The sequence below is a fragment of the Cytobacillus praedii genome (assembly GCF_001439605.1).
In the GTDB taxonomy this organism is placed as follows: Bacteria; Bacillota; Bacilli; order Bacillales; family Cytobacillaceae; genus Cytobacillus; species Cytobacillus praedii.
On the sequence record NZ_LMBX01000013.1, the window covers coordinates 94,666 to 108,711 of the forward strand.

The 14,046-nt window shown below is 38.7% G+C and carries 15 protein-coding genes; 14 read left to right on the forward strand and 1 reads right to left on the reverse strand.

Features of this window, described 5'->3' with window-relative positions; genetic code table 11:
• Positions 1-60: 60 nt before the first annotated feature.
• The 3 genes from ASU02_RS14810 to deoC all read left to right on the forward strand — a co-directional run bounded on the left by ASU02_RS14810 (position 61) and on the right by deoC (position 3,299).
• Positions 61-810, forward strand: a complete 750-nt coding sequence (locus tag ASU02_RS14810; protein WP_057764934.1) for a 16S rRNA (uracil(1498)-N(3))-methyltransferase — start codon at positions 61-63, stop codon at positions 808-810.
• 6 nt (positions 811-816) lie between these two features.
• Positions 817-2,169, forward strand: a complete 1,353-nt coding sequence (gene mtaB / locus ASU02_RS14815) for a tRNA (N(6)-L-threonylcarbamoyladenosine(37)-C(2))-methylthiotransferase MtaB (protein WP_057764937.1) — start codon at positions 817-819, stop codon at positions 2,167-2,169.
• A gap of 458 nt (positions 2,170-2,627) precedes the next feature.
• Positions 2,628-3,299: a deoxyribose-phosphate aldolase gene (deoC, locus tag ASU02_RS14820; protein WP_057764939.1), complete on the forward strand. Its 672-nt coding sequence runs from the start codon at positions 2,628-2,630 to the stop codon at positions 3,297-3,299.
• A 39-nt stretch (positions 3,300-3,338) separates the two neighbouring features.
• Here the strand turns inward: deoC and ASU02_RS14825 are convergent, their stop codons facing one another.
• Positions 3,339-4,259 (reverse strand): Na/Pi symporter, encoded by a 921-nt coding sequence (locus ASU02_RS14825; protein ID WP_057764941.1) that lies wholly within the window; start codon positions 4,257-4,259, stop codon positions 3,339-3,341.
• A 231-nt stretch (positions 4,260-4,490) separates the two neighbouring features.
• Between ASU02_RS14825 and rpsU the strand changes: the two genes are divergently transcribed.
• The 11 genes from rpsU to ASU02_RS14880 all read left to right on the forward strand — a co-directional run bounded on the left by rpsU (position 4,491) and on the right by ASU02_RS14880 (position 13,941).
• Positions 4,491-4,664, forward strand: coding sequence for a 30S ribosomal protein S21 (gene rpsU / locus ASU02_RS14830; protein ID WP_009333009.1), 174 nt, complete (start codon positions 4,491-4,493; stop codon positions 4,662-4,664).
• Positions 4,665-4,680: 16 nt separating this feature from the next.
• Complete coding sequence (locus ASU02_RS14835) at positions 4,681-5,124, forward strand: GatB/YqeY domain-containing protein (RefSeq protein WP_057764943.1); 444 nt, start codon at positions 4,681-4,683, stop codon at positions 5,122-5,124.
• Between the two features lie 156 nt (positions 5,125-5,280).
• Positions 5,281-6,606, forward strand: a complete 1,326-nt coding sequence (locus tag ASU02_RS14840; RefSeq protein ID WP_057764945.1) for an NfeD family protein — start codon at positions 5,281-5,283, stop codon at positions 6,604-6,606.
• Positions 6,607-6,628: 22 nt separating this feature from the next.
• Positions 6,629-7,630, forward strand: a complete 1,002-nt coding sequence (gene floA, locus ASU02_RS14845) for a flotillin-like protein FloA (RefSeq protein ID WP_057764947.1) — start codon at positions 6,629-6,631, stop codon at positions 7,628-7,630.
• A 38-nt stretch (positions 7,631-7,668) separates the two neighbouring features.
• The gene (locus tag ASU02_RS14850) at positions 7,669-8,148 is read left to right on the forward strand and encodes a hypothetical protein (protein ID WP_057764949.1); all 480 of its coding nucleotides are present in this window, start codon (positions 7,669-7,671) and stop codon (positions 8,146-8,148) included.
• 78 nt (positions 8,149-8,226) lie between these two features.
• On the forward strand, positions 8,227-8,511 hold the full coding sequence (yqfC, locus tag ASU02_RS14855) for a sporulation protein YqfC (RefSeq protein ID WP_057764951.1): 285 nt from the start codon (positions 8,227-8,229) through the stop codon (positions 8,509-8,511).
• Positions 8,512-8,606: 95 nt separating this feature from the next.
• Positions 8,607-9,800, forward strand: coding sequence for a sporulation protein YqfD (gene yqfD, locus ASU02_RS14860; protein ID WP_057764953.1), 1,194 nt, complete (start codon positions 8,607-8,609; stop codon positions 9,798-9,800).
• The gene (locus tag ASU02_RS14865) at positions 9,797-10,759 is read left to right on the forward strand and encodes a PhoH family protein (RefSeq protein ID WP_057764955.1); all 963 of its coding nucleotides are present in this window, start codon (positions 9,797-9,799) and stop codon (positions 10,757-10,759) included. Before yqfD ends, ASU02_RS14865 begins: the two co-directional genes overlap by 4 nt.
• 164 nt (positions 10,760-10,923) lie before the next feature.
• A complete protein-coding gene (locus ASU02_RS14870) occupies positions 10,924-13,113 on the forward strand; it encodes an HD family phosphohydrolase (RefSeq protein WP_057764957.1) in 2,190 nt (729 codons plus the stop codon).
• On the forward strand, positions 13,110-13,580 hold the full coding sequence (gene ybeY / locus ASU02_RS14875; RefSeq protein WP_057764959.1) for an rRNA maturation RNase YbeY: 471 nt from the start codon (positions 13,110-13,112) through the stop codon (positions 13,578-13,580). Before ASU02_RS14870 ends, ybeY begins: the two co-directional genes overlap by 4 nt.
• Before the next feature lie 37 nt (positions 13,581-13,617).
• Positions 13,618-13,941, forward strand: a complete 324-nt coding sequence (locus ASU02_RS14880) for a diacylglycerol kinase family protein (RefSeq protein ID WP_328160123.1) — start codon at positions 13,618-13,620, stop codon at positions 13,939-13,941.
• Positions 13,942-14,046: the final 105 nt, after the last annotated feature.

The window sequence follows — 14,046 nt, forward strand, 5'->3', positions numbered from 1 at the left end:
GGGGACTTAAAATTGTCCTCCTTTTTATGCGTTATTAATTAAATGAAGGAAGGTGTCGGAATGCAGCGTTATTTTGTCGACCAATCTGCTGATGAAAACCATTTTTTCATTGTAGGTGATGATTATCATCATATTGTTCGGGTGATGCGAATGAAGGAAGGGGATCAGATAATTTGTGCTTCTCCTTTAAATAAAAGCGCTGTCTGCTCAATTGCAGAAATTACCGATGAACAAGTAATCGCAGAAGTTGTACAATGGATCAGTGGGACATCAGAACTTCCAATTGAAGTAACAATTGTGAGTGGACTGCCTAAAGGGGATAAGCTCGAATGGATTATCCAAAAAGGGACCGAGCTTGGCGCTTTTCAGTTTATCCCTTTTATTTCAGCGCGCTCAGTAGTAAAATGGGATGAGAAAAAGGCTGAAAAAAAGTTGGATCGGTGGCAGAAAATTGCTAAAGAAGCAGCCGAACAGTCCCATCGGACGAAGCTTCCAGCGGTAAAAAGTCCTGTAAATTTAAAGTCCTTAATAAAAATGGGTGAGGGCTTTGATTATAAATTAATTGCTTTTGAGGAAGAAGCGAAACAAGGAGAGGCTTCTGTCCTTTCAAAAACGTTGGCTGAAATGAAAAGAGGTCAAACAGTATTGTTTGTTTTTGGACCTGAAGGTGGTTTAACTGAGCTAGAAGTTTCTAGCTTAAGGGAACACGGCTTCCGTACATGCGGATTAGGTCCTAGGATTTTAAGAACGGAGACAGCTCCACTATTTGCACTTTCTGCTGTTTCCTATCATTTTGAATTAATGGAGTGAAATAATATGCCTACAGTTGCATTTCATACACTTGGTTGTAAAGTTAACCATTACGAGACAGAAGCGATTTGGCAGCTTTTTAAAGAAGAAGGCTATGACCGGGTTGATTTTGAATCAATGTCAGATGTTTATATTATCAATACTTGTACGGTTACTAATACTGGTGATAAGAAAAGCCGTCAAGTGATCCGCAGAGCTATCAGGAAAAATCCTGATGCAGTTATTTGTGTAACTGGCTGTTATGCTCAAACTTCACCAGCAGAGATTATGGCAATTCCTGGAGTGGATATTGTTGTAGGAACACAAGACCGTGTGAAGATGCTTGATTATATTAAACAATATAAAGAAGAACGTCAGCCAATTAACGGGGTTGGCAATATTATGAAAAACCGTGTATACGAAGAGCTTGATGTTCCAGCATTTACAGACCGCACACGTGCATCACTAAAAATCCAAGAGGGCTGCAACAATTTCTGTACTTTCTGTATTATTCCATGGGCCCGCGGACTTATGAGATCTAGAGATCCTAAAGAGGTTATCCGTCAAGCACAGCAGCTAGTTGATGCAGGATATAAAGAAATTGTCCTAACAGGTATTCATACTGGCGGATACGGGGAAGACATGAAGGATTATAATCTTGCCATGCTTCTTCGTGATATGGAAGCACAGGTAAAGGGATTAAAGCGAATTCGTATTTCTTCGATCGAAGCGAGTCAAATTACCGATGAAGTAATTGAAGCAATCAAGGAATCAACAATGATTGTTAGACATCTTCATATTCCAATCCAATCTGGTTCTAATACGGTTTTAAAAAGAATGCGCCGTAAATATACGATGGAATTTTTCGGTGAGCGTTTGGAGCGCCTGAAAGAAGTGCTGCCAGGTCTAGCGATAACTTCTGATGTGATTGTAGGTTTCCCTGGAGAAACGGAAGAGGAATTTATGGAAACATATAATTTTATTAAAGAGCATAAATTCTCTGAGCTGCATGTTTTCCCATATTCTAAGCGTACAGGTACGCCAGCAGCAAGAATGGAAGATCAAGTAGAAGAAGAAGTGAAAAATGAACGGGTACACCGTCTGATTTCTTTATCTGATCAGCTTGCGAAGGAATACGCTTCTCAATTTGAAGGGGACGTACTTGAAGTGATTCCAGAGGAAGAATTTAAAGATGAGCCGAATACCGATTTATATGTAGGCTATACAGATAATTACCTCAAAGTTGTTTTCCCTGCAACAGAGGAAATGGTTGGTCAAATTGTTAAGGTGAAAATTAAAAAAGCTGGCTATCCATACAATGAAGGTGAATTTGTACGTGTACTAGACCAGCTGGAAGAACAGGAAGAAGCAGCGGTTTAAATAGGAAAATCTTTCTAAATAAATTGTTGCTTTTGATTATGATAATTGGATAGACATTGGTTTGTAAAAAACCTAGTTGATTGGAAGGTGCGAGACTCCGGCGGGAGGAGTGGGACAGGTAAGATCCCGCAGGCACGAATGTGCGGAGGAGGCTAAGCGCCCACCCCGCTGGTCGCTGTGCAACCTTGAGCGGAAATCAACCTTTACCAACCCATGTGTTAGTAACAATATTTGTGAAGAAACCAAATAGGAAAAGGAACTATCTAGATAGGTAGTTCTTTTTTTGTATTGCTGAGGCACTTATCCATAAAAATCATTTTGATTTCATGGGATAATTGAATTTGGAAAAGCTATCAGAGTAAGGATAAAAATATGAGATTCGACTCGATATTTTTATGCAGGCATGATATGATGTGAGAGGTACGGACAACTCGTTTATTTGAAAGGAGTTTTGAATAATGACAACAAATGTCGCAAAAATGATCGATCATACATTATTGAAAGCGGATGCAACAAAAGAACAAATTGAAAAAATTTGTGCAGAAGCAAAAGAATACAATTTTGCTTCTGTCTGTGTAAATCCTACCTGGGTGAAGCGATCAGCAGAGCTATTAAAAGGTACAGACGTAAAGGTTTGTACGGTTATTGGCTTCCCGTTAGGTGCTTCAACACCTGAAACAAAAGCATTTGAAACAAAAAATGCGATTGAAAATGGGGCCACAGAAGTAGATATGGTTATTAATATTGGTGCTTTAAAGGGCGGAGACAATGAGTTAGTGGAGAGCGATATCCGAGCTGTAGTGAATGCAGCGAAGGGAAAAGCTCTTACTAAAGTAATTATTGAAACGTGCCTTCTTACTGAAGAAGAAAAGGTAAGAGCATGTGAATTATCTGTTAAAGCTGGTGCCGATTTTGTAAAAACATCTACTGGTTTTTCAACAGGGGGAGCAACTGCAGAAGATATTGCTCTAATGAGAAAAACAGTTGGTCCAGCGATCGGAGTAAAAGCATCAGGCGGCGTAAGAAGTGCAGAAGATGCGGAACTAATGATTAAAGCAGGTGCTTCAAGAATAGGTGCAAGCTCTGGTGCAGCTATCGTCAACGGTTTAACTAGCGATTCAGACTATTAAAAAAGAAATGCCGGATTTTCGGCATTTCTTTTTATTATCTTATTTATCATGAATTTTTATAATAAATCGCCCAAATTGTGCAGCAAAGGGCAAAACGAGCAAGGATGAGACAACATTAAAAATTACACTAATATGAGCGAGCTGAACATCTGCTTGACCTGCAAGCTGGAGTCCAATTTCAGTTAACCAATAAATGAATGGATAGAAAATAATAACTCCTATAACATTTAGCCATATATGTGCATATGCAGCAAGCTTTGCCTCCCTCCCTGAGCCGATTGAAGCGAGATAAGCATCCACACAAGTACCGATATTTGATCCGAGCATAATCGCGATTCCTGTATCTAGATCCATCGTCCCTGCTGTAAGAAAGCCCATGATTATTCCAGTCGTTGCTGTGCTAGATTGAATAATGGCTGTAATGACAATGCCAGCTAATACGCCGTATAGATGGCTTTCATCTAATGCAAGCAGCAGGCGATTTATTTGCTCAACACTTTTCAGCGTACCAGCAAAATACTCAAATCCCCTCATAGCCGCAAACACGCAGGATATGCCTAATAAAACAAATCCAATGCTGCGAAGACCTTTTTTTTTCAATAGAACAAGAAGGCTTCCTGTAATTGCCAATGGAATTAAGTAGGCCTCTATATCAAAAGTAATTAATTCAGTTGTAAATGTAGTTCCAATATTTGTTCCTAATATAATGCCAATCGATTGTGGAAAAGTTAACAATCTGGCTGAAACAAATCCAATCGTAATAATCATCACGGCTGAACTGCTTTGTAAAACCGCTGTAATGAGAGTGCCTATTATTACACCTTTCCAAGGGGCATTCGTTAACTTAACGAGCCATTTTTTTAATGATTCTGCTGAAAGGTTCATGAGACCAGACCTTAACAGTGTCATCCCATATATGAATAAACCGATTAAAAGTATAAAAAATAATAGCTTGACCAAGAATCCACCCCCTAGATATATATCTATGGCTGTAGGGGTGAGGACATGCCATTTAAGTAAATTTAGTTAACCTTGGCTTTTATCTTCTGATATCGCAATATTTCCAAGGTAAAAACAAGTCCATTACAGGCTAAATACAGTTGACCTCAGGCATGCTATTATATTATAATTGCAAAGTACATGGAAAACCATGTTGTGTTAGTGTGTTGTGCTCGGAGGGAGGGAAAGAGAATGTCTAAAACCGTCGTTCGTAAAAACGAATCGCTTGAAGATGCTCTTCGTCGCTTCAAACGTTCAGTTTCTAAAACTGGTACTTTGCAAGAAGCTAGAAAGCGCGAATTCTACGAAAAACCTAGTATTAAACGTAAGAAAAAGTCTGAGGCTGCAAGAAAACGTAAGTGGTAAGAGAGGGTGTATGTAATTGAGTCTTCTCGAGCGTCTAAATGAGGATATGAAACAAGCGATGAGGAATAAAGAAAAAGATAAGCTGACTGTTATTCGAATGATCAAAGCTTCGATTCAAAATGAGTCAATCAAACTTGGATCAGATTTATCAGAAGAACAGGAGCTTACTGTCCTTTCTCGCGAAGTAAAGCAACGCAAGGATTCCCTCCATGAATTTGAAAAAGCAGGTCGTGAAGACCTTGTTGAAAAAATTCGTACTGAACTTCAGTTCGTCGAAATATATATGCCTAAACAGCTATCTGAAGAAGAGGTTTCAAAGATCGTTCAAGAAACGGTTGCTGAAACAGGAGCAAAATCAAAAGCTGAAATGGGTAAAGTAATGGCTGCCATCATGCCGAAAGTAAAAGGTAAAGCAGATGGAGCACTTGTAAATAAACTTGTACAACAACACCTTTCATAAAAACAAATTAAGTGTAAAAGACCGAAAGCATCTGCTTTTCGGTCTTTTTAACATTGGAAAGAAAAACGAAACATGAAAAGGAATTAATTAAAATGAAACCTTTACTTAAGTAAAACGTATACAATAGAAAGAGTTAATTGAAGGGAGGGAGGAAGTTTGAGAATAAGAAGAGGTATAACTATTTTTGCTTTTATTTTTGCATTCATTTTAACGCTGGCACCTTTTAAAGGGGATGCCAAGAACGAAGTAATCTATGTGGTACCGATTTCAGAAACTGTTGAAAAAGGGATGTTTGCCTTTTTAAACAGAGCTGTGCAAACGGCTGAGGAAGAACATGCTTCTGCAATTATTTTTGAAATGGATACACCGGGCGGGGAAGTTGATGCTGCTGGAAAGATTGGAAAATTGTTATCGTCAACAAAGGTGAAAACAATTACTTTTATAAATAAACAGGCTCTTTCAGCAGGTGCCTATATTTCTCTAAATACAGATGAAATTTATATGGCTCCCGGTTCTACAATGGGTGCTGCTGCAATCATTAATGGTGATGGAAATACAGCAGGAAAGAAAGCCGAATCCTATTGGTTTGCTGCAATGGAAGGGGCAGCGAAACAAACTAAAAGAACTCCGATCTATGCACGCGCAATGGCAGATGAATCGATTCATTTACCTGAATATAATGCACCAAGAGGGCAGCTGCTGACGCTAGGGAGCGAAGATGCGTTAAAAGTAGGTTATTCGAAGGGTACAGTGAATAATTTAGAAGAACTATTGGATAAACTTGACTATTCACATTCTGAAATTCGGACAGTAGATGAGAGCTTTGCTGAAAAAATTGCTCGATTTATCACCCATCCTGTGATTATCCCGATTCTTCTTTCAATTGGCAGCTTAGGACTTGTTCTTGAATTATATTCACCTGGATTTGGTATTCCTGGCTTTATGGGGTTGTCTGCATTATTGCTTTTTTTCTATGGACACCTGGTTGCCGGGCTGGCAGGATATGAGACAATCATTCTTTTTGTGATTGGAATTGGCCTGATTATCGCAGAGTTTTTCCTTCCCGGAGGAATTGCGGGGATACTCGGATTAGCTGCGATACTAGGAAGCTTATTCTTAGCATCGGATAATATCATTCATATGGGAATTTCCATATTAATTGCCATTAGTGTTTCAATTCTAGCATCTATATTAATGATAAAGGTGTTTGGTAGAAAAATGAAAATATTTAGGAAGCTAATATTAACTGACTCCACAAAAACTGAACAAGGATATGTTTCCAATAAGAACAGACTTGAGCTGATTGGCTTGGAAGGATATGCCTTGACAGCGCTTAGACCATCAGGAACAATAGTTATAGAAGATGAACGAATTGACGCGGTAAGTGAAGGTGCATTTATTTTGAAAGATGCCAAAGTTCGTGTGGTAAAAGCTGAAGGTTCACGAATTGTCGTTAGAGAGATACAAAAATTAGATAAATAAAAACTTTAAGGAGGAACTAAAAATGCCATTTGATGCGATATCAATTTTTACATTGGTTATTGTTGTCCTTGCAATTATTCTATTAGGCGTTTTATTTACATTTGTTCCAGTCATGCTTTGGATTTCTGCACTAGCAGCTGGAGTAAGAGTAAGTATCTTTACATTAATCGGGATGCGTCTTCGCCGAGTGATTCCAAGCAGAGTAATCAATCCATTAATTAAGGCACATAAAGCAGGCTTGGATGTAACAACAAATCAGCTGGAAAGCCATTATCTAGCTGGTGGAAATGTCGATCGAGTTGTAAATGCGTTAATAGCAGCACATAGGGCAAATATTGAATTGCAATTTGAACGCAGTGCAGCCATTGATTTAGCTGGTCGAGATGTATTAGAAGCTGTACAAATGAGTGTTAATCCAAATGTAATTGAAACTCCTTTTATTGCTGGTGTAGCTATGGATGGGATAGAAGTAAAGGCGAAAGCTAGAATTACAGTAAGAGCGAATATTGACCGCCTAGTCGGGGGTGCGGGTGAAGAAACAATTGTAGCTCGTGTAGGTGAAGGGATTGTATCAACAATCGGTTCCTCTGAAAATCATAAAAAAGTACTCGAAAATCCGGATATGATTTCTCAGACTGTTCTAGCAAAAGGGCTGGATGCAGGCACTGCTTTTGAAATACTATCCATCGATATTGCTGATGTTGATATCGGTAAGAATATCGGAGCAGAATTACAAACAGAACAAGCAGAGGCAGATAAAAAGATTGCCCAAGCAAAAGCGGAAGAGCGTCGTGCAATGGCTGTTGCCCAAGAGCAGGAAATGAAGGCGCGCGTTGAAGAAATGAGAGCAAAAGTGGTCGAAGCTGAATCACAAGTACCTCTTGCGATGTCAGAAGCACTTCGTTCTGGCAATATTGGTGTCATGGATTATCTGAATTACAAAAACATTTCTGCTGATACAGATATGAGAGACTCCATCGGAAGAATAACGGATGAGAATAAAGACGGACGGAAAAATGAGTAGTTCCTGCATTGCTATCGGCAGAAGGGAGGGGTTCCTTAATGGAATTTTTATTTGAAAACCTTTGGCTTTTCGCCGTGGTGATAGGTATTATCACTTCATTATTTAATAAAGCGAAGGGTGGCCAAGGAAAGCAAACCAATCGGCCGCGTCAGTCCGTCCAGCCCCAAAGTGCTGCAAACCAACAGAAGGGGCGGTCATTACAAGAAGTAAGAAATAAAGACGTTCCCCCTGTAATGCATAGAAATAATATCGAAAAGGAACACTCGGTTAGAAAGAAACAAGCAGAGGAACAAATACAAGCTTTAAAAGATAAACAGAAAGATTTGGTGAATACTGGACAGTCCTTTCAGATGGCCCCTCCCAGGGGGGCAAGTCGAATGGATTCCGTTCCTTATAAAGAGAAAAAGACGGCATTATCAATTGAAAAACAAAAGCTTGCAGATGGGGTAATATGGGCAGAGATTTTAGGTCCTCCAAGAGCACTCAACCCCCACAAGTCAATCAGGCAAAAAAGATAAGCAAGTAAAAGGAAATAAAAATAAGTGCTAGAACCCCCCTTCCATTCATACATATGAGATGAAGGGGGGTTCTTTTTTATGGCAAAAAAGTGGGGACAATTCATCAGGAAATGGATGACAACAAATATGGAGCTTCCTCAAGATGTCATGATGGATTTACCCCGTATTACAATGATCGGACAAATTCATATATATATTGAGAACCACCGTGGTCTTATTGCATTCTCAGATAAAGAGCTAAGACTTCTTCTTAAACAGGGACAGCTGCTCATTAAAGGGCAATCATTTGTTATAAAGACAATATTGCCTGAAGAAATATTGCTGGAGGGAAAAATTGATCAGGTCACGTATATCAGTGAGTAAGATAAGCAATGAAATTGAGATACCCACTTTTAGGAAGTCTGTACTTCTTCAAGTGGGTTTTAGTATAAGTTGCCTAATTGTTAAGGGGGAAGGAAATGAAAAATCAGTGGACCGAATTTTTTGGCGGAATCATTACTGTTGAAACGAGAGGAAAGGGGATTGAAAGGTTAATTAATACATTAACCAGAAGCGGCATTCTCATTTGGAATGTAAAAAGGCATGGGAGCGAATCAATTACCTTCAAAATAAAGCTTAATGATGTGAAGAAAATAAGAATGGCTGTGAGAGACAGCAGCTGTAAGGTTAGATTTTTAAGGCGGACAGGCATGCCCTTTCTTTTTAAGCGGCTTTTGAAAAATAGCGGCTTTATTGTTGGAGCATTCACATTTCTACTTGTTATTTTTATTTTATCCAATATGGTATGGGGAATAGAAATTAAGGGGGCAGATCCCGAAACTGAACATAAAATTCGTAAGGAATTGGATGAGATGGGTGTTAAGAAGGGAAAGGTGCAGTTTTTTCTAGAAAATGTTGAGGCAATCCAGCGAAGGCTTACAGATAATATTGGGGCGATTACATGGGTTGGTGTGGAATTAAAAGGGACAACCTATCATCTCCAAGTTGTTGAGAAGAATGAGCCGGAAAAGCCTGAATTATTAAGTCCGAGAAATCTAGTTGCTAAAAAGAAAGGCATAATTGTCGACATGTTTGTTGAAGAAGGACAGCCGAAAGTAAGTATTAATGATCATGTAAAACCAGGTCAGCTTCTTGTTTCTGGGGAGATTGGGAAAGAAGGTCAGACAGAAATAGTGCCGGCTAAGGGAGAGATTTATGCTGAGACCTGGTATATTACGAAGGTAACACAGCCTCTAAAGAGTACCTTCCATGTCTTAAATGGCAATGAAAAACAAAAGCACTTTATCGGAATAGGAAAATGGCAAATACCAATCTGGGGTTTTGGAAAGAATGAGTATAAGGAATTTGAAGCTGAGACGAATACTAAACATTTTCGCTTTCTCAAATGGGAACTTCCGATCTCATATACAAATACTACAATTCGGGAAAGAGAACAAGAGGTAAGGATATACTCAAATGACGAAGCATTTGAAGCAGCAAAAATAAGCGCACGTAATCAAATAAAAAACATGTTAACTGAAAATGCTAAAATAAAAGGGGAAAAGGTTTTACACAAGTCTGTTGACGATGGTAAAGTAAGTATATCAATACATTTCCAAATTATTGAGAATATTGCTGAAGCAAAACCTTTAATTCAAGGAGAGACAGAATGACAGAAGAGCTGAAGACAATCAATGTACAACTAGAAAATCCGAATGAGGCGGTTTCGCTGCTGGGAAATTCGGATGCAAATATAAAAATGATTGAACAAGAATTAAATGTTTCAATAATAACAAGAGGCGAATTGGTTTATGTATCGGGGGATATAGAACAAGCAGAAACAGCCGGTAAAGTATTAGCAGAACTTCTTATGGTTATTAGAAAAGGGATAAATATTAACCAGAGAGATGTGATGTATGCTCTCCAAATGGCTAAAAAGGGAACCTTGGATTATTTTAGTGATTTGTATGATGAAGAAATTACAAGAAATGCAAAGGGGAAAGTAATCCGGGTAAAGACAATTGGCCAAAGTGAATACATTCGTGCGATGCGAAAAAATGACCTTGTTTTTGGAATTGGACCAGCTGGAACAGGAAAGACGTATCTAGCTGTTGTTATGGCAGTAAGTGCATTGAAAAATGGCCATGTTAAACGGATCATTCTTACTCGGCCAGCTGTAGAAGCTGGAGAGAGTCTTGGTTTTTTACCTGGTGATTTAAAGGAAAAGGTAGATCCGTATTTAAGACCTTTATATGATGCTCTTCATGATATTTTAGGGAATGAGCATACAGAAAGAATGATTGAGAGAGGCACAATCGAAATTGCCCCGCTAGCTTATATGAGGGGCAGAACACTAGATGATGCCTTTGTCATACTAGATGAAGCGCAAAATACGACCCATGCACAGATGAAAATGTTTCTTACCCGTCTTGGCTTTGGCTCGAAAATGGTTATAACCGGAGATAAAACTCAGGTGGATTTACCAAAAGGGGCTAAGTCCGGACTAATTGTTGGAGAAGAAATATTGCGAGACGTAAAAGGGATTTCTTTCGTTCATTTAGAAGAAAGTGATGTTGTTCGTCACCCTCTTGTTGCAAAAATTATTCAAGCATATGGAAAGCAAGATAACTAAGCCGTCGGAAGTTCCGTACGGTTTTCTTTTGCTTCTAATCAACTATTACATATTTTTTTAATAAAGATGCATCTTTACTAAAAAACTGTTATCATTTTACATAATTACATTTCTATCTTCTTAAAAACTGATTCACAAAGGAGAAAGATAGGAGGGTGAAAAGTGTGGAAAAGCTGCAACAGAATATGTCTAAAATAAAAGGCTTGTTAGAGATGACTTTTTTTAAAGTCTTATTATTTGTTTTGCTTGGATTTGTGATGTATTTTTCGATGTTCAGCAATGTTAAACCAGAAAAACTTGATTTAGGTTTATTTTCTGTTGCTGAACAAACCATCCGTTCTCCTATCACAATTGAAGATAAGGCAAGTACGGAGAAAAAGAAAAAAGATGCAGCAGACCAAGTAAAGGATGTATATGTAGTAAAAAGGGAAATTGCCCAAAATCGCGTAGATTTGATTACATCCATCTTCGGTACAGCGACTGAAGTAAATGATGCTATAAAAGAAGAAATGGAAGCGCAGGAAAAATTGTCGCAGCAGTCAGATGAAGAAGAGAATCAATCAACTTTTGTCGAGCCAACACCTAGTGATAAATTATCACGAATGAAAGAAAAGCTAACAGAGGATGTTACGAAGGATATATCTGACCAAACATTGCTTGCATTAGTACAGGCCTCCAGAACAGAGCTGTCTTTAGCAAAAGATGTAACGGTAACCGCAATAAATAATGTTATGAGTAATCGGATTCCAGCTGATGAGGTTGAAAATGCGAAAAAAAGGCTTGAAGAAGAACTGCGATTTACAAGCTTGAATACAAATTTAAAATCAGCTGCCATTGAGCTTGGCCGTTATGCGGTATATCAGAATGAGTTTTATGACCCAAATGCAACAGAGGAGCATCGCCAGCAAGCAATAGAAAGTGTGGAACCGGTAAAGATTCTTCAAGGACAGATTATTGTGGAAGAGCAACAATTAATAAGCAGCGATGTTTATCGGCAGTTAGAGTTAATAGGGATGCTGGATAGTGTTAATTCCAATCAGCCGTTTATTGGTCTTGCGCTGATCATCCTTGTTATTCTTGCTGCACTCTACTATTATTTTTATGAATTGAAAGTACAATCTGAGACTAAGCAAAGTTACTTATTGCTGTTTAGCATTATATTTGCTTTATCGATTTTACTTATGAAAGGCATAAGCTTTTTTCATGAATTCAAGTATTCAGAGATTAGTTATATCTTCCCAGCTGCCATGGGAGCAATGTTAATAAAAATTCTGATTGATGAACGGATGGCTGTCTTATTTACAATTATAATGGGGATTTGCGGCAGCATCATTTTTAATGAAGGCATTACAGGCACTTTCCATGTTTCTGCAGGCATCTATATTATATGCAGTGGAATTGCAGGGATATTATTCTTAACGAAACAAAATCAGCGTTCAAAAATTCTTCAGGCAGGAACATTTGTAGCAGGAGTAAATATTATTGTCATCTTTTCGTTGATGCTCTTAAGAAATGGTCAATACGAAGGGATGGAATACGGATTTTATGTTATTCTTGGATTGATTTCAGGGATAACATCTGCTGTTTTGACCATTGGCCTCCTTCCGTTTTTTGAAGCGGGATTTGGGATTCTTTCTACGATGCGCTTAATTGAATTATCCAGTCCCAATCACCCGCTGCTGCGTAAGATTTTAACGGAGGCGCCAGGAACGTATCATCATAGTGTAATGGTGGCTAATTTATCCGAATCAGCTTGTGAAGCCATTGGTGCCAATGGACTTCTTGCTAGAGTCGGATGCTATTATCATGATATTGGAAAGACGAAACGGCCGCAGTTTTTTATTGAAAATCAAATGAATATTGAGAACCCGCATGATAGACTTCCTCCGCAAACGAGCAAGAATATTATTATTGCACATGCGACTGATGGGGCGGACATGTTAAGAAAGCATAGGATGCCTAAAGAAATCATCGATATTGCTGAGCAGCATCATGGAACTACTTTACTTAAATTCTTTTATCATAAAGCTAATCAAAATGGGCTTGAGGTTAGAGAGGAAGATTATCGCTATCCAGGTCCGAAAGCACAGACGAAGGAAACAGCTGTCATCGGAATTGCCGATAGTGTGGAGGCTGCTGTACGATCGATGACCCATCCAACTTCTGAACAAATTGAGGGGCTAGTTAGAAAAATTATTGCTGATCGTCTGCAGGATGGGCAGCTGAATGAATGTGATTTAACTTTAAAGGAACTTGAAACGGTAGCAAACGCTCTTTGTGAGACGTTAAATGGTATTTTCCATTCTCGAATTGAGTATCCTGAAATGACAAAACAGAAGGTGAAACAGGCATGAGCTTAAATATTGACTTAATTGACGAAACAAACGAGCTTTCAGAGAAGGAAGCGGCATATATCGGAGAGCTGCTCAACTTTGCAGCTATACATGAAAAGATCGAAGCGGAAAGCGAAGTGTCGATTACATTTGTGAGTAATGAAAAAATAAAAGAAATAAATAAAGAGTACCGTAAGAAGGATTCTGTAACAGATGTCATTTCCTTTGCTATGGAAGAAATGGGTGAGGGGGAAATGGAGCTGATTGGTCTTGAGATGCCTCGCGTTTTAGGGGATATCGTTATATCCGTTTCAAGAGCAAGAGAGCAAGCCGAAGAATACGGTCATACATTTATGCGGGAATTAGGCTTCTTAGCTGTTCATGGATTTCTTCATCTTCTTGGGTATGATCATGAAACAGCGGAAGACGAGAAAGTAATGTTTTCTCGTCAAAAGGTAATCCTAGATGAGTTCGGGCTCCAGCGCTAAGAAGCATCGCCTCATTCAGTCATTTGGCTTTGCTTACATGGGGATCCGATCAGTAATAATGAATGAAAGAAATATGAAAATCCATTTAGGTATTTCGCTCATTGTGATTTTGACTGGTCTTTGGCTGTCATTATCTATGCTTGAATGGCTATTTATCATTCTAGCTATTGGTGGCATGCTATCCCTTGAAATGATCAATACTGCGATTGAACGTGCAGTTGATCTTGTAACGGACCAATATCATCCTTTGGCAAAGGATGCAAAGGATATTGCAGCTGGTGCGGTTCTTCTCTATGCAATCATGTCAGTTATTATAGGAGTAATTATATTTGTGCCAAAGATATGGGTGCTTCTAAAATGAAGGCATTTTCTAAAAAAAATGTTGCTTTTTTAACTGGATAGTGCTGAAAGGACGCGGTAAATGGAGCAGAAAGTGAAAGACTCCTGCTCACCGCACGTCCTGCGT